Below are 22192 nucleotides of genomic sequence, written 5' to 3'. Positions count from 1 at the left end.
TTCTGCTGCCTGTTCGCCGCGCCGATGGCGCCCTTTGCACTGATTGCGCGGCCGGCATCATTTTGGCTCGGTAGCCGTGTTCTTGATCGTGCACATCAGCTCGGCCTCGGCTGCAACCGCGCCGTCGACTTCAGCAACCGCGCTGAACTTCCAGATGCCGCGCATGTAGCGCTCGAAATTCACGTTCAGGATCAACTGATCGCCTGGTTCGACCACGCGCTTGAAGCGCGCCTTGTCGATACCGACGAAGTAATAGAGCGTCGTTTCCGGATCATGCGGCGCTGTTTCACCATCTTCGACAAAAGTCAGCAGCGCCGCAGCCTGTGCGAGCGCTTCGAGAATCAGCACGCCAGGCATTACCGGTCGCGTCGGGAAATGGCCCTGGAAATAGGGCTCGTTGATCGACACGTTCTTGAGCGCTTTGATGCTCTTGTGCGGCGTGAGTTCGAGCACGCGATCCACGAGCAGGATCGGATACCGATGCGGCAGCAGCGTGAGGATCTTGTGAATGTCTAAATTGATTTTGTCGGTGCTCATAGTCGTTCTGCTCGCGCGCTTCACAGCGCGGGTGTTGACTGCGAAGGCGCTCGTGGATTTCGTCTCGGGCGACTTCGCGTGGGATGGCGGTTTTTACCGTCTTGGTGTGTGTCCGAAGTGCTTTCCAGTTCGCCGCCACGGCTCGCCGTACAGCTTGTGGTATGGCTCGCTTTAGGGCTTGTCTTGAAGCTTCTCAGCCGCCGTTTCCAGCGTCTTGATACGCTCGCGCAGCTTGTCCAGATTCCGGACAATGGCAGCGCTCTTGTTCCAGTCCGCATGATTCACAGCGGGAAATGCGCTGGTGTACATGCCGGGTTTCAGCAGGGATTTCGACACGCCCGACTGCGCCGTGACGATCACGTAGTCCGCCAGCGTGACGTGGCCGGCGATGCCCACCGCGCCGCCGATCATGCAATGCCGCCCAATGTTCGTGCTGCCCGCAATGCCGGCGCAGCCCGCAATCACCGTATAAGCGCCGATCCGGCAGTTATGTCCGATCTGCACCAGATTATCGATCTTCACGCATTCTTCGATGATCGTATCGGCCATGGCGCCACGATCGATAGTGGTGTTTGCGCCGATCTCCACATCATGGGCGATAACCACCGCGCCGACTTGCGGAATCTTCACCCAGCTCCCAGTGCGCGCTTCGCCGTCGCCAACGAAGTCCGGCGCAAAACCGAAGCCGTCCGCTCCGATCACCGCGCCCGCATGCACGATCACGCGCGCGCCAAGCTTGCAGCCATGATAGACGGTCACGTGAGGATACAAATGCACGTCGTCCGCGAGCCTGACGCCCTGTCCAATCGAAACGCCCGCGTCAAGCTTCACGCGCTCGCCGATCACCGCGCCCGCTTCCACGCTCACATGCGGCCCGATCACAGCACTCGCCGCGACTTTTGCCGCTGGATGGACAAACGCCGTGGGATGCACGCCGGGTTCAGCCGGAGGCGTCGCGAGGTCGATGAAGACCTGCGCCACCCGGGCGAAATAAGCGTAGGGATTCGGTGTGACGATAAAGTTGCGCCCTTCCGGCGACGCCACTTTTTCCAGGTCGGCCGGCGAGATCAGCACCGCGCCCGCGCGCGTGCTTTCCACCTGCGGCAAATACTTTTGGTTTGCAAGAAACGCGAGTTGCTCGGGCCCTGCTTTATCGAGCGGCGCAAGGCCGTTCACACGATGCCCGGCATCGCCCGCTATGTCTCCGCCGAAGCGCTGTGTCAACTCACTTAACGTGATTGCGCTGTTTGATGCCATCCGCTATACCGCTCCAAATCAGTGCAAATTCAGTGACTCGATTGACTATTTGACGATCAGTTCGATGTGCCGGCGCCCGGGTTGGTCGACAGGCTCGACTGATTCGCCGCCAACGCCTTCAGCACTTGATCCGTGATATCGATACGCGGACTGACATACACCGCTTCTTGCACGATCAGGTCGTAATGCTGCTGCTCCGCAATCTGCTTGATGACCTTGTTGGCCCGGTCAAGCACACCCGCGAGTTCCTCATTGCGGCGCTGGTTCAGGTCTTCCCGAAACTCGCGCTGCTTGCGCTGGAAATCCTGGTCCAGTTGCGACAGGTCACGCTGTTTGGCAGCACGGTCCGCCGGGGCCATGGCCGCGCCGTTCTTGTCCATGGCGTCCGACATGGTCTTTAAACGCGCGGCCATGTCCTGCAACGCCTTGTCGCGCTTCGAAAACTCTTGTTCGAGCTTCGACTGCGCCGCCTTGGCCGCCGCCGACTCGCGCAGGATGCGATCGGAATTGACGGCTGCAATCCGGGCCTCTTGCGCGTCTGCGGTAGCCACGCCCGTCAGTCCGAACGCCACCGACATCAGGAGTGCCAGTGCCACATGTTTCGAAAGCTTACCGGTTCGCAAAGTCTTCCTCACGTTACTTATTTACGTCGCTTGATTTACGTTTGCTGCGAAATCCATTTCGTCTCGACCCGGTTTCCGCCGCAGCGCAACCCGGGTCGCGAAAACTGTTCCCACGGTATTAGAAGGCCGTACCAATCTGGAACTGGAACTTCTGATACTGGTCGCCTTCATGTTTCTGCAGCGGGAAACCCAGGCTCAGCTTGAGCGGACCAATTGGCGAGATCCACGCCAGACCCACACCATAACCGTATCGCAGGCCATTTGCGCCGGTGGTCGTACCGCCCTGACCCGGATCGCCCCAGACGTTACCACCGTCAAGGAACGTGAACACGCGCAACGTGCGATCGTAACCCGTGCCCGGCAACGGGAACGTCAACTCGATGTTACCCACCGCCATGCGTGAACCGCCGATCGGATCGCCCGTGGTTGTGTCGCGCGGACCGAGCGAGCTTGGTTCATAACCCCGGACCGAACCAATACCACCTGCATAGTAGTTCTTGAAAATCGGGTACGTCTGGCCCTTCAGGCCCTTACCGTATCCGCCTTGCAGGTTCAGGCCCAGCACGAAGCCGCGAGCGAACGAATAGTAATACTGCGCCTGCGCGTCCACCTTGACATAGGTGGTGTTACCCGCGGGCGTGCCGTACTCGGCGTTCGTCTGCGTGTAGTACCCGCGGCTCGGGACCAGCGCGCTGTCCCGATTGTCGCGCGACCAGCCCACTGTCACCGGCACGTTGTTCACGACGCGGCCGAATTCGTTGACGTAGTCCTTGTAGCTTTGCGGCGTCGATGCATCCACATCCAGCGTGTTCTGCTCGAGGCCCGCGCCGAAGTAGACCGTGTCCTGCTCGGAGAACGGAATGCCGAACTTCAGGTCGCCACCAATCGTCACGATCTTGAAGCTCGAATCGGTCGAGTAATACAGCGGCTGATACGTGCGGTAGTACAAGTCGGTAATACGCTTGATACCGTCGATGGTGAAGTACGGATCGACCTGCGTCACCGTCAACGTTCGATACGTCTTGGCCGTATTGACGTTGACCGAAAGGCTGGTACCCGAACCGAACACGTTGTCCTGCGACACGCCGGCCGACAGCACGACCTTGTCCGTCGATGAGAAACCGGCGCCGAGCGTAATGGCGCCAGTCGGCTTTTCAGCGACCTTCACGTCCACGTCCACCTGGTCGTTCGTGCCTTCGACAGGCGTGGTCGTCACATCGACGTCGGTAAAGTAACCGAGACGGTTCACGCGGTCCTTCGAGAGCGCAAGGCGGCTCGAGTCGAACCACGAGCTTTCGAGCTGACGCATTTCGCGGCGCACGACTTCGTCACGCGTGCGCGTATTGCCGACGATGTTCACGCGGCGCACATACACGCGGCGGCTCGGATCCACGTTGAGCGTCAGGTCGACGGTGTGATTGGCCTGATTGATCTGCGGCTGGGCATTGACCTGGGCGAACGCATAACCGTATTCGCCCAGCTTGTCGACGATCGCCTTGGTGGTCGCCTGCAGCTTCTCAGCCGAGAAACGATCGCCTGGTTTGATCTTGACGAGCTTGTTCAACTCGGCCTGACGGTCGAGCAGATTGCCCGAAAGCTGGATGGCGCTGATCTTGTAAGGCTCGCCTTCGTGCAGCGAAACCGTGAGATACATGTCCTTCTTGTCCGGCGAGATCGACACCTGCGTCGAGTCGATGTTGAACTCGAGATAACCGCGATTCAGGTAGTACGAACGTACGTTTTCGAGGTCGCCCGTGAGCTTTTCCTTCGCGTACAAGTCGTTCTTCGTGTACCACGAGAACCAGTTCGGCGTGGACAGCTGCATCTCGTCGCGCAGCGTGCTCGTGCTGATCGCCTTGTTGCCGATGAAGTTGATCTGGCGGATCTTCGCGCTCGGACCTTCAGCCACCGAAAACAAGATCTGCACACGGTTGCGGTCGACCGGCGTGACCGTGGTCGTGACTTCCGCTGCATAGAAACCGCGCGTCAGATACTGGCGCTTGAGTTCCTGTTCAGCTTTGTCGACGAGCGCCTTGTCGTACGAGCGGCCTTGCGACAAGCCGACCGAGCGCAGTGCCTTGATCAGGTTGTCTTTTTCGAACTCGTGGATGCCGGAGAAATCGATCTGCGAGATAGCCGGACGTTCCTGCACCTGCACGACCACCACGTTGCCCTGTGTTGCAACCTGGACGTCGTTGAAGAAGCCCGTTGCGTAAAGCGCCCGAATCGCTTCGGAGGCTTTGTCGTCGGTGAACGTGTCGCCCTGCTTGATGGGTAAGTAGGCGAAAACCGAGCCGGGTTCGATGCGCTGAAGGCCGTCAATCCGGATGTCCTGCACGACAAACGGCGTTGTCGCGTGCGCCGCCATGCCGGTAGCGGCCAATGCTGCGGCCACAGCCGACTTAGGAACAAAGCGATGAGGTTTGAACAACGTGCTTCCCCAGTGTGTATAGCTGCATCTAGCCGGACCGCGTTCGTTCAAGCGCCGCCGGACAAGATGAAAAGGATCAATGTGAATCGGAAACCGGATCAAAAGCGAATCAACCGAGCGAGGTCGTTAAAGAGTGCAATCGCCGACAAGGCAACGATGCAGACAAGACCCGCTCGCTGCAAAACCATCTGCCAGCGATCAGACACGGCTTTGCCAGTTGCGGCTTCAACCAAATAATATAACAGATGCCCACCGTCAAGAACCGGAATCGGTAACAAGTTCAACACTCCGAGGCTAATACTCACGAGTGCCAGGAAGGACAGAAACGCTGACAAGCCAAGGCGCGCGCTTTTGCCTGCATAGTCCGCGATTGTCACGGGACCCGAAAGATTCTTGAGCGAGGCTTCGCCGGTGATCATCCGGCCGAACATGCGCAGCGAATAGATGCTGATGTCCCAGGTGCGTTTCACGCCGAGTTGCAGGCTCTCGATGGGACCGTAGCGCACGTCGACCGAAGGAATGCGCGTGGCAAGCGACGCGCCGATGCGGCCGACGTTGCGGTTCGTGCTTGCATCGGCCTTGAGTTCCGGCACGATCTGCACGGCGCGCTGCGCGCCGTTGCGCTCGACCGTCAACGAAACCGGCGTCCCCGGACGATGCTGGACATAGTCGATGAAGCCCATCGCGTTGTCGATCTTCTTGCCATCGATTGCGCGCAGTACATCGCCCGCCTGAAGACCCGCTTTCGCGGCCGCGCTACCCGCTTCCACGCCCGCCACCGACAACGTGCCGCCGCCCGGCTCGAAGCCGAGCTTGTCCATGAAGTCCTGGTCGATGTCCTGGTCGTCGACCTTGCCCACCGTCACAGGAAAATCGAACGTACCTTCGCTCGTCTTGGCCGCGAGCACGACGCGGCGCTGGTCAAACGATGCATCGAGCAGCTTCCAGCGCAGGTCGGACCATGACCGGATCGGCAACGTGTCACCAGTCGCACCGCCGCCGGGCGTCATGTCGCGCATCGAAACGACTGTCTCGCCGCCTTCGAAGCCGGCTTTCGCGGCCACGGTACCGGCTGCCGGCGTGGCGAGGATCGCCGCCGGCTCGGACACGCCTGCGGCGAACACGCCAGCGAACAAAAGGATGGCGAGAATGAAGTTGAAGACAGGACCCGCCGCAACAATCGCGATGCGCTTGAACACGGGCTGGCGGTTGAACGCGTGCGGCAGATCGGCTTCGGGAATGGTCGCGTCCGACTCCCGTTCGTCGAGCATCTTCACGTAGCCGCCAAGCGGCAACGCCGAGATCGTCCACTCGGTGCCAGTGGTCTTGCTGACCCATTTCACGAGCGGCTTGCCAAAGCCGACCGAAAATCGCAGGACCTTCACGCCGCACAGCCGTGCGACGCTGAAATGGCCAAATTCGTGGACGACGACCAAGACGCCGATGGCCACGACAAACGCAACGATTTCAGTCAGGAAGTTCATGTCCGTCTCAATGCAGGACGCGCTCTGCTTGCGGCGCGTCCATGGTCAGCAAGGCCGAGAACTCGCCCGCGAGGCGGCGCGCTTCGGCGTCGGCTGCGAGCACTTCATCGAGCGTCGATGCATTGCCGTTCGGCATGGCGTTCAGCACGCGCTCGACCACTTCGCCAATCGCCATGAAGCCGATACGGCGCGTCAGGAACGCCTCCACCGCGACTTCGTTGGCAGCATTGAGCGCCGCGCTTGCCGTGCCACCGGCTTCCAGCGCCTTGAGCGCGAGCGCGAGACACGGAAAACGCTTGAGGTCGGGCTTCTCGAAGGTGAGTGTGGCGATTTGCGCGAGATCCAGTTGTGCGACGCCGGAATCGACACGATCCGGGAACGCCAGCGCATGCGCGATCGGCGTGCGCATGTCGGGATTGCCGAGTTGCGCGAGCACCGAGCCATCGGCGTAGGACACCAGCGAATGAATCACGCTTTGCGGATGAATCAGCACTTCGATGCGCGATCCCGGCACGTCGAACAACCAGTGCGCCTCGATCACTTCGAGACCCTTGTTCATCATGGTCGCGGAATCGACGGAAATCTTGCGGCCCATGGCCCAGTTCGGATGCTTGCAGGCTTCGTCGGGCGTGACATGCTTGAGCGACGACGGGTCGCGCGTGCGGAACGGTCCGCCCGACGCCGTCAAGATGATCTTCGATACCCCGCCGTGCAGCGCCACTTCGCGTGGCAGGCACTGGAACACGGCGTTGTGCTCGCTGTCCACCGGCAGCAGGACGGCGCCGTGATCGCGCACGGCATCAATAAAAATCTGCCCCGACATGACCAGCGCTTCCTTGTTGGCCAGCAGGATGCGCTTGCCGGCACGGGCTGCGGCCAGCGTGGGCGCGAGCCCCGCGGCGCCGACGATCGCGGCGACCACGGTATCGCAACCCGAACTCTCCGATGCATCCACGAGCGCCTGCCGGCCGTAGCTCACCTCGGTCTTGCAACCTTGCTCGCGCAGCGCGGCTGCGACCTTCTCGGCGGTGCCGGCGTCGCCCACGACCGCGACTTCCGGCTGGAACTGCAGGCATTGATCGACGAGCTTGTCGCCGTTGCGATGCGCGCTCAGTGCGTAGACCTTGAACCGGTCGGGATGCCGCGCCACGACATCAAGCGTGCTCTCGCCGATCGAGCCCGTTGAGCCGAGCAGAGTCAGACGTTTTTGCATAAATCCTTCTTTAGCGGGCTGGCCGGATCAACCCGGCCGCCGATTTAGCTTCGATTTGGCGCATTTGGCTACATCGCATTTGGCTACCTGCAAGACCGCACACGTGGCCACTCTTTCTGGCCAACTAGCCGCCGAACGATCCGAGCAACAACAGCGCGATCGGCAATACCGGCAGGAGAGCGTCAATCCGGTCGAGCACGCCGCCGTGTCCCGGGAGCAATCCGCTCGAATCCTTGACACCGGCCTGGCGCTTGAGCAGCGATTCGAACAGATCGCCGATCACGCTGAACACGGTCAGCACGGTCAATGACACCAGCGCGCCGAGCCAGCCGAGATGCTCCACGAGCGCCGTATAAAGGGTTGGCGCAAAAACCATCGTTGCAGCGGCCGCCGAACCCACGACCATCACCGCCAGCCAGCCGCCAGCCGCGCCTTCGCGGGTCTTGCCCGGGCTGATGGACGGCGCGAGCTTGTGCCGGCCAAACGCTTTTCCGGCGAAGTATGCGCCAATGTCGGCCAGCCATACGACTAGGAGAAGCGATAGCACGAATGCTACGCCTACCGTACGAGCCGCAACCAAAGCGTGCCAGCACGCCACAAACGTCACGATTCCCGCGAACAACAGGAAAACGCGCCACGCGCCTTCGGCCAGCGCCGGCTTGCGGGCGAGCGCAAATGGTCCGGCCAGGACCCAGAAGATCGCGGCCATCTGATACAGGGGTTTGTAACCGAGCCCGAGCCGCGTGCTGGCGACCAGCGCCACGCCCGCAATCACCGCGTACACCACCGGCGTCCCGCCGCCCAGCTTGAGGAGCCGCGCCCATTCCCAGGCCGCGAAGATCACGACTACGGCGATCAGCGCCGCGAAAGCGCCCACTGGTGCGAAAAACGTGATTGGCAGGAGCACTGCCAGCAAGACGATTGCCGTGATGACACGGGTCTTTAGCATGAAAGGGTATCGGCCTTCTGCGATTGCGGTTCGAGTTGCGCGCTGGTGCGGCCGAAGCGGCGTTCGCGTTCGCCATACGACTCGAGCGCCCGTGCGAGCGCCTCGGCGTCGAAGTCGGGCCAATAGGTATCGGTGAAATAGAACTCGGTGTAGGCCAGTTGCCACAGCAGGAAGTTGCTGATGCGCTGCTCCCCGCCCGTGCGGATGAAGAGATCCGGCTCGGGCGCATAAGCCATGGCCAGATGCTGCTCGAACGACGCTTCGTCGACGGGAACGACGCGGCCTTCTTCCACCGACTGCTCGGCGAGCTTCCTGGCGGCCTGCATGATGTCCCAGCGGCCACCGTAATTCGCCGCAATGGTCAGCGTCAGGCGCGTGTTGCGCGCCGTCTTGGTTTCGGCACGCTGGATCAGCGCGCGGATGCGATCGTCGAACATGGACGTGTCGCCCACCACCCGCAAACGGATGCCGTTTGCGTGCAGCTTGCCGACTTCCCGCTCGAGCGCCGTGACGAACAGGCGCATGAGGAACGAGACTTCGTCAGTTGGACGCCGCCAGTTTTCGGAACTGAAGGCAAACAACGTCACGAACTGGACGCCCTGGCGCGCACAGCTTTCGACCGTTGCCCGCACGGCATCGACGCCGCGCGTGTGGCCCGCTACGCGCGGCAGGCGCCGCTGCGTTGCCCAACGGCCATTGCCGTCCATGATGATCGCGATATGACGCGGGACAGCCGCGACATCGGGCACGCGAACGGTAGAGCTGGTATAGGTCATGGCCGCTGAATCTTAGTATCGACAGAGTGACGCGCCGGCACGACGCAAGAGACCGTGATCGGCCTCAAACCGTCATGATTTCGGCTTCTTTCGACACCACCAGCTTGTCGATTTCCGCGACGTTTTTGTCAGTTAATTTCTGGACGTCATCGCTTGCACGACGCTCGTCGTCCTCGGAGATTTCCTTGTCCTTCACAAGCTTCTTCAGTTGCTCGTTCGCGTCGCGACGCAGGTTGCGAATCGCGATCTTGGCGTTTTCGCCTTCGCTTTTCACCACTTTCGTCAGTTCGCGGCGGCGTTCTTCCGTCAGCGCGGGCATTGGCACTCGGATCTGGTCGCCCTGGTTCGACGGGTTCAGGCCGAGATCCGAATCGCGGATCGCCTTTTCCACCACCGGCACCATCTTCTTTTCCCACGCCTGCACGCCGATCGTGCGCGCGTCGATCAGCGTCATGTTCGCGACTTGCGAGATAGGTACGCTCGAGCCGTAGTAATCCACCTGGATATGGTCGAGCAAACCCGTATGGGCGCGACCCGTGCGAATCTTGGCGAGATCGTTCTTGAACGCTTCGATCGACTTCTGCATCTTCTGGTCGACGCTCTTTCTAATGTCAGCCACACTCATTTCAGCCTCCGTACTTGCTTTGTTACACGCAGTGCAGGCATGGGGGGCGCCGGTCCCAACGAACCCGCACTCGGCCTCAAGCCTGCTTTCGTTACTTACTGCGAGAGTTTACACGTGGACGAGCGTACCTTCGTCGTCGCCCTGGATGATGCGCTTTAGCGCCCCCGGTTTATTGATCGAAAACACCCGGATCGGCAGCTTCTGGTCGCGGCACAGCGCAAACGCCGTCGCGTCCATCACCTGCAGGTTCTTGCCAATCGCTTCGTCGAAGCTGATCGTGCTGTAACGCGTAGCGCTCGCATCTTTCTTGGGATCGGCGGAATATACACCGTCCACTTTGGTCGCCTTGAGCACGACTTCCGCGCCGACTTCCGCACCGCGCAGGGCAGCAGCGGTATCAGTCGTGAAGAACGGGTTACCCGTGCCGGCCGCGAAAATAACCACTTTTCCTTCTTCGAGCTGACGAATCGCGCGCGGGCGAATGTACGGCTCGACCACCTGGTCCATGCGCAGCGCGGACTGCACGCGCGCTTCGATACCGGCATGGCGCATGGCGTCCTGCAAGGCCAGCGCGTTCATCATGGTGGCAAGCATGCCCATGTAATCGGCTGTTGCACGGTCCATGCCGGCCGCGCCGCCCGCCACACCGCGGAAGATATTACCGCCACCGATCACGACCGCGAGTTGCGTGCCCATGCGCACCACTTCCGCAACATCTGCCACCATCCTTTCGATTGTTGCGCGATTGATGCCGAAGGCATCGTCGCCCATGAGTGCTTCGCCGGAGAGTTTGAGGAGTACGCGTTTGTAGGCTGTGGGCATATGAGATTTCCGGTTTCGCGCCGAGAGGGAGTGCAACAACGTAGAACTGTAGGGGTGAAACGATATTTACGGCAAGCATCCCATATTGGGCAAGCCGCGGCGGCATAACGAGTTGACCCCGGTTTGCCCATCCGGCGCGGTTTTGGCCGCTATGAGGGTACGGAACGAGCGTTCCTCGATGGGAACGCCAGACCCGCATCCGACTGCTTTTTGAAACTGTGACAACACGGCGGCGAGCTGTGCATCGGTCGAGCGGCCCGGTTGGACGGGCCGGCTGAGCGTCAGTTGCGAACACCCGCCACCGCTTGAAACGTCATGCGAGGACCTGCTTCTCAGCCTTGCTTGGCAGCGGCGACCTGGGCAGCCACTTCGGCAGCGAAGTCGTCCGTACGCTTTTCGATGCCCTCGCCGACCACGAACAGCGCAAACTTCTGCACTGATGCGCCTGCCGCTTTCAGCATCTGCTCGATCGTCTGCTTGTCGTTCTTGACGAACGTCTGGTTCAGCAGCGACACCTCCTTCAGGTATTTCTGCACGCTGCCGTCGACCATCTTCGCGACGATTTCAGCCGGCTTGCCCGATTCAGCAGCCTTTTGCTCAGCGATGCTGCGTTCCTTCGCGATCAATTCCGCCGGCACGTCGTTCGACGACAGCGAAACCGGCTTCATTGCTGCAACGTGCATGGCGACATCCTTGCCGACCTGCTCGTCCGCGCCCGTGAATTCGACCAGCACGCCAATGCGCGTACCGTGAAGGTACGAAGCGAGCTTGTTGGCGGATTCAAAACGCACGAAACGGCGCACCGAGACGTTTTCACCGATCTTGCCGATCAGTGCGAGGCGCACTGCATCAACCGTCGAGCTTTCCAGCGGCAGCGCCGAGAGGGCCGCCACATCAGCCGGATGGTTCTTCGCGATCAGTTCTGCGACCGTCTTGCCGAACGCCAGGAAGTCGTCGTTCTTGGCAACGAAGTCGGTTTCGCAGTTCAGTTCGACCAGAACGCCCACGCCGTCGGCGATATGCGCCGAGACGATGCCTTCAGCCGTCACGCGCGATGCAGCCTTGCTCGCCTTGTTGCCGAGCTTCACGCGCAGCAGTTCTTCAGCGCGGTCCATGTCGCCATCGGCTTCGGTCAGCGCCTTCTTGCATTCCATCATGGGCGCGTCGGTCTTTGCGCGCAGTTCTGCCACCATGCTTGCGGTAATTGCCGCCATCATTTGCTCCTTGAGTCTGTGCCGTGCCTTAGCCTTAGCTTTAAGGCACGTGAATCGCACTATTGACACGCGCCGCCGGCGAAAATCACCCGCGGCCAGAATGGGGTACTGCTTGTTACTTCAACACTATTCGATGACCTGCGTGTTGCTCAGCGCTTACTGAGGCTGGCCAAACGAGCCTGGCTAAAAAAAGGGGGCCTTTCGCAAAGCCCCCTTTCTAGCCGGATACATCATATCGGCGTCATCTTTTGCAAATTACGCTTCTGCGTTGACTTCAACGAACTCGTCGCCTTCGCCGCTGCGAACTGCCTGCACCACTTCGTTCACCGCGCTCGAACGGCCTTCCAGGATCGCGTCGGCCACGCCTTGCGTGTACAGCGCGACAGCCTTGCTGGCGTCGTCGTTACCCGGGATCACGTAGTCGATGCCTTCCGGCGAGTGGTTCGTGTCGACCACCGCGATAACCGGAATGCCAAGCTTCTTGGCTTCGGTCACGGCAATCTTGTGGTAACCCACGTCAACCACGAAAATTGCGTCCGGAATGCCGCCCATGTCCTTCACGCCGCCAATCGACTTCACCAGCTTGGCCATTTCGCGTTCGAACAGGAGCGCTTCCTTCTTGCTCATGCGTTCCGTTTCACCGGCTTCCAGCGCTGCTTCCATGTCCTTCAGGCGCTTGATCGATACCTTCAGCGTCTTGAAGTTGGTCAGCATGCCGCCGAGCCAGCGTGCGTTCACGAACGGCATGCCGGCGCGTTGCGCCTCTTCTGCCACCGTGTCACGCGACTGACGCTTCGTGCCGACGAACAGGATCGTGCCGCGATTTGCTGCCAGTTGACGCACGTACTTCAGCGCGTCGTTGTACATCGGCAGCGTTTTTTCGAGGTTGATAATGTGAATCTTGTTGCGATGACCGAAAATGAACGGAGCCATCTTCGGATTCCAGAAGCGCGTTTGGTGACCGAAGTGGACACCGGCTTCCAGCATTTGACGCATTGTTACTGCCATGAGAGTTCTCCGCGAGGGTTGGGTCTTAAGCCGGCTGCCGCATCGGGCGCCTCGTGTTTCTTAGCTTTTCGAGGCGTCGGACACCCTGGGTGCGCCGGCTTGCGATTCAAGTCCGATCTCTTCTTGATGGGCTTTTCGCCGGCTTGCCCGGAAACCGGGGTTTCTGGAAAAAGGCATTGAAAAGACGATTGCAAAGTGGATGCAGACTTAGCCAGCGAGTATATCACGCACCAATGTCGCGTTTCAAGCTGCCTGACGATCCGCAAGGAGTCGTTCCGAACTGCGTTTTCCGGGTGCGCCAAAGCCGCCGGTGCCGCGCCGGGCGGCGCTTTTGGCGCAAACCTCACCGGTTTTCCACTGCGGCGTGCCGCCTAAGGTGCGATAATGCGCGATTGGCGTTTCAAGCCGCTAACACGCATTTTCGATACAAGTCATGTCCATCACGCTGAAAAACGATCACGATATTGCGCAAATGCGCATCGCCTGCCGGCTCGCGAGCGAGGTACTCGATTTCATCACGCCCCACATTGTCGCGGGCGTAACGACCGGCGAACTGGACCGCCTTTGCCACGAATACATGGCGAAGGAACAGGGCACCGTGCCCGCGCCCCTGAATTACCAGCCGCCGGGCTATCCGCCCTACCCCAAGGCCACCTGCATTTCCGTCAACGACGTGATCTGCCACGGCATTCCCGGCGACAAGGCGTTGAAGAACGGCGACGCGCTGAATATCGACATCACGGTGATCAAGGACGGTTATTTCGGCGATACCAGCCGCATGTTCCTGGTCGGCGAAGGTTCCATCCTGGCCAGGCGGCTGGTGCAGACCACGTTCGACTGCATGTGGCTTGGCATCGACCAGATCAAGGCGGGCGCGCATCTGGGCGATATCGGCTACGCCATCCAGAAACATGCCGAAGCACAAGGTTACAGCGTGGTGCGCGAATATTGCGGTCACGGCGTGGGCAAGGTGTTCCACGAAGACCCGCAAGTGCTGCATTACGGCCGCCCGGGTACGGGCATCGAACTGCAGGCCGGGATGATCTTTACCGTTGAACCCATGATCAACGCCGGTCGCCGCGATATCCGCACCATGCCTGATCAGTGGACCGTGAAGACCCGCGACCGCAGCTTGTCGGCGCAATGGGAGCATACAGTGCTGGTGACGCCGACGGGTTATGAAGTGCTGACCGTGTCGGCCGGAACGCAGGCACCTTCCGAGCTGATCGCCGCGACGGCTTGATTGATCGGAAGCACCCCGCGAGAGACCCGGTATCTCGCGCAACTGCTCGGGGCACGGCCCGGCGCATTGAAAGACGGCGAGCGCAGCGTTTCGTCGAATATAACGTTCTTCCACTGACCTCACGATCCGCCTGCCCATGAGCGTACCTGCCGACGCCCCGCCTATTGCCGATTCGCTGAAAGCCTCGTACAAGACAGCGAAAGCCGCGCTGCTCGAGCGCTTCAAGAGCGCGACCAATGTCGATGGCCTGATGCATGCCCTCGCCCGCGCCACCGACGACGCCCTCAAGGGCGCGTGGGACGCGTGCGAGATGCCGGCATCGGCGGCGTTGCTGGCGGTCGGCGGTTACGGGCGCGGCGAGCTCGCGCCGTATTCGGACATCGATATCCTCGTCCTGCTGCCCGATCACGAAACGCCCGATCAGGTGGAAACGCTTGGTGCACGTATCGAAAAGCTGATCGGCATGGCGTGGGATCTCGGGCTCGAGATTGGCAGCAGCGTGCGCTCGGTGTCGCAGTGCATCCACGAAGCGAGCAACGACATCACCATCCGGACGTCGCTGCTCGAAGCGCGCCGGATCGTGGGCAACGAGAAACTGGTCGATGCCTTCGAAGCGCGCTACCAGCAGACGCTCGATCCGCGTGCGTTTTTCCAGGCGAAGGTGCTGGAAATGCGCCAGCGCCACGCAAAATACCAGGACACGCCGTATAGCCTCGAGCCGAACATCAAGGAAAGCCCCGGCGGCTTGCGAGACCTGCAACTGATCCTGTGGATTTCGCGTGCGGCGGGTTTTGGCAGCAGTTGGCGCGAACTCGATTCACGCGGGCTCATCACCGAGCGTGAAGCGAGTGAGCTCAGGCGCAACGAAGGTTTCCTGAAGACGCTGCGAGCGCGGTTGCACGTGATTGCGAAGCGCCGGCAGGACATTCTCGTATTCGATCTGCAAACCGCGCTCGCGGAAAGCCTGGGTTACAAGGCGACATCGTCCAAACGCGCCAGCGAACAGCTCATGCGCCGCTATTACTGGGCCGCGAAAGCCGTGACGCAGCTCGCAACCATCCTGATCCAGAACGTGGAAGCGCAACTGTTTCCATCGACGAGCGGCGTGACGCGCGTGTTGAACGAGCGCTTCGTCGAGAAGCAGGGAATGCTCGAAATTGCCAGCGACGATGTCTTCGAGCGTCAGCCGAACGCTATTCTCGAAGCCTTCCTGCTGTATGAGCAAACGCGCGGGGTGAAGGGGTTATCGGCGAGGACGTTGCGCGCGATCTACAACGCACGCGACCTGATGGACCGCGACTGGCGCCGCGACCCGGAAAACCGGCGCCTGTTCATGGCGATCCTGCAGGCGCCCGAAGGCATCACGCACGCGCTCAGGCTGATGAACCAGACAAGCGTGCTCGGCCGATATCTGCTGAATTTCCGGCGCATTGTCGGGCAGATGCAGCATGACCTGTATCACGTCTACACCGTCGACCAGCACATCCTGATGGTGTTGCGCAATATCCGCCGTTTCGCGATGGCCGAACACGCGCACGAGTATCCGTTCTGCACGCAGTTGATGGGCAATTTCGAACGCTCGTGGGTGCTCTACGTGGCGGCGCTGTTCCATGACATTGCGAAGGGCCGCGGCGGCGATCACTCCACGCTCGGCATGGTCGATGCCCGGCGTTTTTGCCGCGACCACAACATGAATGCCGACGACAGCGACCTGGTCGTATGGCTCGTCGAACAGCACCTGACCATGAGCCAGGTCGCGCAGAAGCAGGACACGAGCGATCCGGAAGTCATCAAGCGGTTTGCATCGATGGTGCAGACCGAGCGCCGGCTGAGCGCGCTGTATTTGCTGACCGTCGCCGATATCCGCGGCACGAGCCCCAAGGTCTGGAACGCATGGAAAGGCAAGCTGCTCGAGGATCTGTACCGGGCCACCCGTGCCGTGCTTGGCGGCGCCGAAATGCACGCGCACTCGGAACTCAAGTCGCGCCAGGAAGACGCGCTTGCGCTGCTGCGCCTTGAAACGGTGCCGGAGAACGCTGAAAAAGCGTTGTGGGACAAGCTGGATGTCGGCTATTTCCTGCGCCATGACGCTGCCGATATCGCCTGGCAGACCCGCGTGCTTTACAAGCACGTCGAGAGTGAAAAGCCGATCGTGCGGGCGCGCCCATCGCCGATCGGCGCGGCGCTTCAAGTGCTCGTGTACGTGAAGGACCGGCCGGACCTGTTTGCCGGCATCTGCGCTTATTTCGACAAAAACGGCCTGTCCGTCCTCGATGCACGCATTACAACGACCCGCCACGGTTATGCGCTCGACAATTTTCTGGTCGCGCATCCGGACCATGACGGGCATTATCGCGACATTGCCAACCTCGTCGAACAGCAGTTGAGCATGTTGCTCACCGCCGAGGGCATCTTGCCGGAACCGTCGAAGGGACGGGTTTCCCGGCTGGTGCGCACTTTCCCGATCACACCGCGCGTGGATTTGCGTCCCGACGAACGTGGTCAGTATTACATCCTGTCCGTGTCGGCCAACGACCGGCAGGGCCTCCTTTATTCGATCGCGCGGGTTCTCGCCCAGCACCGGATCGGCGTCCATGCGGCGCGGATCAACACGCTTGGCGAACGTGTGGAAGACGTGTTCCTGCTCGACGGCAAAACCCTATCCGACAACCGGACGCAAATCCAGGTCGAAACCGAGCTGCTGCGCGCGATCGCAGCCTGAGAATCTATGCGCGTCAAACTGACAGCGAAACATCCGCGACCGGCATCGCCGGCGCGTTCCCCCGTTCGTACCGGCAGCGTTGCCGGACGGAAAAAACCGCCTCGGACAGAGGGGCCGGCTGGAGATCGGCCGGTAAGGGTCGATCAGGCGGGAGATCGCCCGGCTACTCCGCGTGGCGATGCACCTCGTGGCGAACGCGGGCCTAGACCTTCGTTTGGGGATCGTGGCGCACCGCGTGGTGACCGTCCTTCGGGCGATGGCGAGCGTCGTCCGTTCCCGCCGCGTGGCGATGCACCGCGTGGCGATCGCGGGCCGCGTCCTTCGTTTGGGGACCGTGGCGCACCGCGTGGTGACCGTCCTTCAGGCGATGGCGAACGCCGTCCGTTCGCGCCGCGTGGCGATGCACCCCGCGGTGATCGTGGACCACGTCCGTCATTCGGCGATCGTGGCGCACCAAGTGGCGACCGTCCTTCGGGCGATGGCGAACGTCGTCCGTTCCCACCTCGTGGCGATGCACCGCGTGGCGATCGCGGCCCACGCCCTTCGTTTGGGGATCGTGGCGCACCGCGTGGTGACCGTCCTTCAGGCGATGGCGAACGCCGTCCGTTTGCGCCGCGTGGCGATGCACCCCGCGGTGATCGTGGACCACGTCCGTCATTCGGCGATCGCGGCGCTCCGCGTGGTGACCGTCCTTCGGGCGATGGCGAACGCCGTCCGTTTGTGCCGCGCGGCGATGCACCTCGTGGTGATCGTGGACCACGTCCTTCGTTTGGAGATCGTGGCGCACCACGTGGCGACCGTCCTTCGGGCGATGGCGAACGTCGTCCGTTCCCGCCGCGTGGGGATGCACCCCGCGGTGATCGTGGACCACGTCCGTCATTTGGCGATCGCGGCGCTCCGCGCGGTGACCGTCCTACGGGGAACGGTGAACGCCGTCCCTTCAGCCCGCGTGACGACGCGCCCCGTGGCGCAAGCAGCGATCGTACGCCCCGCCCGTCGTTCAACGACCGCGCCGCGCCGCGCGGCGATCGCCCGACCGGTGACGGCGAAGGCCGCCCGTTCAAGCCCCGTGAAGATTCCCGCGGCCCGGCAAGCGATCGCGCGCCGCGCCCGTCGTTCAGTGACACCGGCGCACCTCGCCGCGAGCGCAACCACGCGCACGATGGCAGCCCGCGTCCGGCCTCCTTCGATCGCCAGCGTCCGCCAGGCGATCGTCCCTACGCAAAACGCGAGGCATCGCCGGAACGCTTCGGTGACGAGCGCAAGCCCCCACGCAAACCAGCGGCCAAACCCTCTAAACCCCGCGATGCAGACGCGCCGCCCTCACCGGCCCGCATCGCGCGCGAAGGTGAAGACGGGCTCGTGCGTTTGTCGAAAGTGATGTCGGAACTCGGCCTCTGTTCGCGCCGGGAAGCCGATGAGTGGATCGAAAAAGGCTGGGTGCTGGTAGACGGCGTGGTCATCGATACGCTTGGCACCAAGATCCGTCCCGATCAGAACATCGAGATCGCTCAGGCCGCGCATGCCGCACAAATGCAACAGGTGACGATCCTGATCCACAAGCCGGTCGGCTATGTTTCGGGTCAGGCGGAAGACGGGTATCAGCCGGCGGTCACGCTGGTCAACCCTTCGAACCATTGGGCCGATGACCAATCCGGCATCCGCTTTTCACCCACGCATCTGCGCACGCTGGCGCCTGCGGGACGTCTGGATATTGACTCGACAGGTCTGCTCGTGCTCACGCAGGATGGCCGCGTGGCGAAGCAGTTGATCGGCGGACATTCGGATGTCGACAAGGAATATCTCGTGCGCGTGAAATTCGGCGAGCATGAACTCGATATCGAATCGCACTTCCCACCGGAAAGCCTCGCGCTCTTGCGCCACGGCCTCGCACTTGACGACGTGCCGCTCAAGACCGCCCAGGTTAGCTGGCAAAACGGAGAGCAACTGCGCTTCGTGTTGCGCGAAGGCAAAAAGCGCCAGATTCGCCGGATGTGCGAGTTGGTCGGCCTGGAAGTGGTTGGGCTGAAGCGAATCCGGATGGGCCACGTGACCCTGGGTGCGCTGCCGCCGGGACAATGGCGTTACCTCGGCGCAGACGAAAGCTTCTGATCTGATAGATAACGTCGCGAAAAAACGACGGAATCCGCACAAATCGATGTGAACAGCACCCGCTGATCACATCGATTTTTTTTGGCCAATATTTTGGTTAAAGAAAATATGACTGATGACCGTTAGGCAGGTACACGTGCAATTTACCGCTCCGCCGCGCGTGTGCCTTGCAAAAGCCACTGGAGAATTGCCATGTCCGTTGAGATCATTGTTCGCGAAACAAAAACCGGCCTCGAAATCGTCAGCGGCCGACGTCGCCTCGACGCACTGCTCGCGTTGCGCGACGAAGTCGTGGTAATGAGCCCGGGCATTGGCGAAGTCGTCATTGCGCGTTTGCCGGATGGGCGCTTGCAGGCATCGGCAAATCCGGAACATATCAAGCTGTTTCGTCAGCCGGAGACGGCTTCGGGCAATAAGAGCTTTGCCTGAAACCCGTCGGCAGCCCGTCGATTCAAAGCAATTCCACGGGCTGCCAGTGACGACTTTCAGTCGTCGCTCTTCGGATCCAGCCCGGGAAACAGCACCTCGGTGAAACCGAACTTCGAGAAGTCCGTCACGCGCATCGGATAAAGCTTGCCGATCAGGTGATCACATTCGTGCTGCACGACACGCGCGTGAAAGCCCTCGGCAAGCCGCTCGATGGCCGTGCCGTACTGATCAAAACCCTGATAGCGGATCATGGAATACCGCTGCACGGCGCCGCGCAACCCGGGCACCGACAAACACCCTTCCCACCCTTCTTCCATGTCGTGCGACACGGGCGTGATGATCGGATTGATCAACACCGTCTCCGGCACCGGTTGCGCGTCCGGATAACGCTCGTTGTGAGCGAAGCCGAAAATCACTACCTGCAGGTCCACGCCGATCTGCGGCGCCGCAAGCCCAGCGCCGTTCGCATGACGCATGGTGTCGAACATGTCCTCCACCAGGGCGTGCAGTTCGGGCGTATCGAAATGATCCACCGGCTCGGCGATACGCAACAAACGCGGATCGCCCATCTTGAGGATTTCGCGAATCATGGTGTTTCTCCCTCCAAAAGCTTGCGCATACCATCTTCGTCGAGTACCGGAACGCCGAGTTCCTCGGCCTTCACGAGCTTGCTGCCCGCCTCCGCTCCAGCCACCACGTAATCCGTTTTCTTCGATACCGAGCCTGCCACCTTCGCGCCCGCAGCCTCGAGCATTTCCTTGGCGTCCTCGCGCGAAAGCGTAGGCAGCGTACCGGTCAGCACGACCGTCTTGCCGGCGAGCACACCTTGCGGCGCCTTGGGCGCCGGCGGCCCTTCGGGCCATGTGACGTTGCCCGGCGCGCGCAATTGCTCGATCACCATCTGGTTGTGCTCTTCGCTGAAAAAATTGTGCAGCGATTCGGCCACGACCGGACCCACGTCGTTCACTTCGAGCAATTCTTCGACGCTTGCCGCCATGATCGGATCGAGCGAACCAAAATGCTTGGCGAGATCCTTCGCGGTGGACTCGCCCACGTGCCGAATACCCAGCGCATAGAGAAACCGCGGCAAGGTGGTGTGCTTGGCCTTGCCGATGGAATCGAATAGATTCTGGGCAGATTTGTCGGCGAACCGGTCCAGCGCCGCGAGCTTCGCGACGCCCAGATTGAACAGATCGGCCGGCGTGCGCACAATGTTCTGTTCGACCAGTTGGTCGATGATCTTCTCACCCAGTCCGTCGATATCCAGCGCGCGCCGCTGCGCGAAATGCCACAGCGCCTGCTTGCGTTGGGCGGGACAGATCAGGCCACCGGTACAACGGGCGATGGCTTCGTCGGGCAGCCGTTCGATTTTCGAACCGCACACCGGACACGCGGTCGGCATCACGAACTCGCGCGCGTCGTCGGGACGACGATCCAGGATCGCGCCGACAACTTCGGGAATCACGTCGCCGGCACGTCGCACGATCACCGTATCGCCAATACGAATGTCCTTGCGCCGTACTTCGTCTTCGTTGTGCAAGGTCGCGTTCGTCACGGTCGCGCCGCCGACGAACACCGGCATCAACCGCGCGACCGGTGTGATTGCGCCGGTCCGCCCGACCTGCACGTCGATGGCCAGCAACTGCGTCAGCGCTTCCTGCGCCGGAAACTTGTGTGCAAGCGCGAAGCGCGGTGCACGCGAGACAAATCCCAGCTTGTCCTGTTCGTCGCGCTGATTGACCTTATAAACCACGCCGTCGATGTCATACGGCAAACCATCGCGCTTCTCGCCGGTCCTGTGGAAAAAAGCGAGCAACCCGTCCGCGCCCTTCACGACACCGCGCTCCGCGTTCACCGGCAGGCCCATTTGCTTGTACCAGTCGAGCAGCGCCGAGTGCGACGGCGGCATTTCCGCGCCTTCCAGCACACCGATCCCATACGCAAAAAAAGACAGCTTCCGCTGCGCGGTCATCTTCGAATCGAGCTGCCGTAGACCGCCTGCAGCCGCATTGCGCGGGTTGGCGAATTCACGTTGCTCCGCCTCGCGCTGCCGGGCGTTCAGCCGCTCAAAGTCACGCTTGAACATCAGCACTTCGCCACGGACGTCGAGCCGCTTCGGGATGTTCTTGCCTTTGAGTTTCAACGGAATTGAATGAATGGTGCGAACGTTTTCGGTCACTTCTTCGCCTGTCGCGCCGTCACCGCGCGTCGACGCCTGAACGAACACGCCGTCGTCATACCGCAGCGAAATGGCGAGGCCGTCGAATTTCAGCTCGCACGCATATTCCACGGGCGTATGGCCGAGTGCGTCAGCGACGCGTTTGTCGAATGCAACGATATCTTCGTCGGCAAAGCCGTTGTTCAGCGACAGCATGGGCACGTCGTGCGTGACCGGCTGGAAACCTGTCGCGACCTGACCGCCGACCCGCAACGTGGGCGAATCCGGCGTGATCAGGTCAGGTTGCGCCGCCTCGATCTGCTGTAGTTCCTTGAACAGAATGTCGTATTCGGCGTCAGGCAGCTCCGGCTGGTCGAGAACGTAATACGCGTAGTTCGCACGCTCGAGTTCCGCGCGCAGCCACCCGGCGCGCTCGGCCGGACGGTCGGCGCCCGGAATGGGCGTAGCTGGAACAGCGGGCTCTGCTTTTTCTGCTTTGGCAGCGGCTTTCGGTTTGGCGGACATGCGGCAGGACGGGCTGAGAAGTTGGAAGAAACCGACCTGTCGATTGTCTCAGAGAACGGCTGAT

20 protein-coding genes are annotated in these 22192 nt (G+C 61.3%); 6 read left to right on the top strand and 14 right to left on the bottom strand.

All coding sequences use genetic code 11. The annotated features are described in order from the left end of the window. Positions 1-57 precede the first annotated feature (57 nt). The gene (gene fabZ, locus AXG89_RS12125; protein ID WP_061999160.1) at positions 58-537 is read right to left on the bottom strand and encodes a 3-hydroxyacyl-ACP dehydratase FabZ; all 480 of its coding nucleotides are present in this window, start codon (positions 535-537) and stop codon (positions 58-60) included. Here fabZ and AXG89_RS42115 point away from each other — a divergent pair. Continuing rightward, positions 509-712: a hypothetical protein gene (locus tag AXG89_RS42115; RefSeq protein WP_143325676.1), complete on the top strand. Its 204-nt coding sequence runs from the start codon at positions 509-511 to the stop codon at positions 710-712. The two genes, fabZ and AXG89_RS42115, sit on opposite strands and share 29 nt — an antisense overlap. Here the strand turns inward: AXG89_RS42115 and lpxD are convergent. The 11 genes from lpxD to rpsB form a co-directional block, all read right to left on the bottom strand. Then, positions 709-1794 (bottom strand): UDP-3-O-(3-hydroxymyristoyl)glucosamine N-acyltransferase, encoded by a 1086-nt coding sequence (gene lpxD, locus AXG89_RS12120; protein ID WP_062169806.1) that lies wholly within the window; start codon positions 1792-1794, stop codon positions 709-711. The genes AXG89_RS42115 and lpxD overlap by 4 nt on opposite strands. Positions 1795-1850: 56 nt before the next feature. Next, the gene (locus AXG89_RS12115; protein WP_061999158.1) at positions 1851-2372 is read right to left on the bottom strand and encodes an OmpH family outer membrane protein; all 522 of its coding nucleotides are present in this window, start codon (positions 2370-2372) and stop codon (positions 1851-1853) included. 163 nt (positions 2373-2535) lie between these two features. After that, positions 2536-4848 carry an outer membrane protein assembly factor BamA gene (gene bamA / locus AXG89_RS12110; RefSeq protein ID WP_062170559.1) on the bottom strand — a complete coding sequence of 771 codons (2313 nt, stop codon included), beginning with the start codon at positions 4846-4848 and terminating at the stop codon, positions 2536-2538. A 98-nt stretch (positions 4849-4946) separates the two neighbouring features. Next, positions 4947-6332: an RIP metalloprotease RseP gene (gene rseP / locus AXG89_RS12105; protein ID WP_062169805.1), complete on the bottom strand. Its 1386-nt coding sequence runs from the start codon at positions 6330-6332 to the stop codon at positions 4947-4949. A 7-nt stretch (positions 6333-6339) separates the two neighbouring features. Then, the gene (locus AXG89_RS12100) at positions 6340-7545 is read right to left on the bottom strand and encodes a 1-deoxy-D-xylulose-5-phosphate reductoisomerase (protein ID WP_061999156.1); all 1206 of its coding nucleotides are present in this window, start codon (positions 7543-7545) and stop codon (positions 6340-6342) included. Positions 7546-7669: 124 nt separating this feature from the next. Beyond that, the gene (locus AXG89_RS12095) at positions 7670-8494 is read right to left on the bottom strand and encodes a phosphatidate cytidylyltransferase (RefSeq protein WP_062169804.1); all 825 of its coding nucleotides are present in this window, start codon (positions 8492-8494) and stop codon (positions 7670-7672) included. Next, the gene (gene uppS / locus AXG89_RS12090) at positions 8488-9270 is read right to left on the bottom strand and encodes a polyprenyl diphosphate synthase (RefSeq protein WP_061999154.1); all 783 of its coding nucleotides are present in this window, start codon (positions 9268-9270) and stop codon (positions 8488-8490) included. Before uppS ends, AXG89_RS12095 begins: the two co-directional genes overlap by 7 nt. Positions 9271-9334: 64 nt before the next feature. Continuing rightward, on the bottom strand, positions 9335-9895 hold the full coding sequence (gene frr, locus AXG89_RS12085) for a ribosome recycling factor (protein ID WP_056352706.1): 561 nt from the start codon (positions 9893-9895) through the stop codon (positions 9335-9337). Positions 9896-10003: 108 nt separating this feature from the next. Next, on the bottom strand, positions 10004-10717 hold the full coding sequence (gene pyrH / locus AXG89_RS12080; RefSeq protein ID WP_056352704.1) for a UMP kinase: 714 nt from the start codon (positions 10715-10717) through the stop codon (positions 10004-10006). Between the two features lie 332 nt (positions 10718-11049). Continuing rightward, on the bottom strand, positions 11050-11931 hold the full coding sequence (gene tsf, locus AXG89_RS12075) for a translation elongation factor Ts (RefSeq protein ID WP_061999153.1): 882 nt from the start codon (positions 11929-11931) through the stop codon (positions 11050-11052). 255 nt (positions 11932-12186) lie between these two features. Then, positions 12187-12939 carry a 30S ribosomal protein S2 gene (gene rpsB, locus AXG89_RS12070; protein WP_062169803.1) on the bottom strand — a complete coding sequence of 251 codons (753 nt, stop codon included), beginning with the start codon at positions 12937-12939 and terminating at the stop codon, positions 12187-12189. Positions 12940-13372: 433 nt separating this feature from the next. Between rpsB and map the strand changes: the two genes are divergently transcribed. The 5 genes from map to AXG89_RS12045 all read left to right on the top strand — a co-directional run bounded on the left by map (position 13373) and on the right by AXG89_RS12045 (position 19445). Next, on the top strand, positions 13373-14182 hold the full coding sequence (gene map / locus AXG89_RS12060) for a type I methionyl aminopeptidase (protein ID WP_062169801.1): 810 nt from the start codon (positions 13373-13375) through the stop codon (positions 14180-14182). Between the two features lie 136 nt (positions 14183-14318). Beyond that, positions 14319-16904 (top strand): [protein-PII] uridylyltransferase, encoded by a 2586-nt coding sequence (locus AXG89_RS12055; RefSeq protein WP_062169800.1) that lies wholly within the window; start codon positions 14319-14321, stop codon positions 16902-16904. A gap of 172 nt (positions 16905-17076) precedes the next feature. Beyond that, positions 17077-18285, top strand: coding sequence for a hypothetical protein (locus AXG89_RS44335; protein ID WP_335671952.1), 1209 nt, complete (start codon positions 17077-17079; stop codon positions 18283-18285). Then, positions 18267-19016 (top strand): pseudouridine synthase, encoded by a 750-nt coding sequence (locus tag AXG89_RS44330; protein WP_335671951.1) that lies wholly within the window; start codon positions 18267-18269, stop codon positions 19014-19016. The genes AXG89_RS44335 and AXG89_RS44330 overlap by 19 nt, the downstream gene beginning before the upstream one ends. Positions 19017-19208: 192 nt before the next feature. After that, the gene (locus tag AXG89_RS12045) at positions 19209-19445 is read left to right on the top strand and encodes a hypothetical protein (RefSeq protein ID WP_062169797.1); all 237 of its coding nucleotides are present in this window, start codon (positions 19209-19211) and stop codon (positions 19443-19445) included. A gap of 56 nt (positions 19446-19501) precedes the next feature. Here AXG89_RS12045 and def read toward each other — a convergent pair whose 3' ends face one another. Beyond that, positions 19502-20035, bottom strand: coding sequence for a peptide deformylase (gene def, locus AXG89_RS12040; protein WP_056352690.1), 534 nt, complete (start codon positions 20033-20035; stop codon positions 19502-19504). After that, a complete protein-coding gene (ligA, locus tag AXG89_RS12035) occupies positions 20032-22128 on the bottom strand; it encodes an NAD-dependent DNA ligase LigA (RefSeq protein ID WP_062169796.1) in 2097 nt (698 codons plus the stop codon). Before ligA ends, def begins: the two co-directional genes overlap by 4 nt. Positions 22129-22192: the final 64 nt, after the last annotated feature.

Source organism: Burkholderia sp. PAMC 26561 (assembly GCF_001557535.2).
GTDB lineage: Bacteria > Pseudomonadota > Gammaproteobacteria > Burkholderiales > Burkholderiaceae > Caballeronia.
This window is presented reverse-complemented; position numbering and strand designations above follow the sequence as displayed.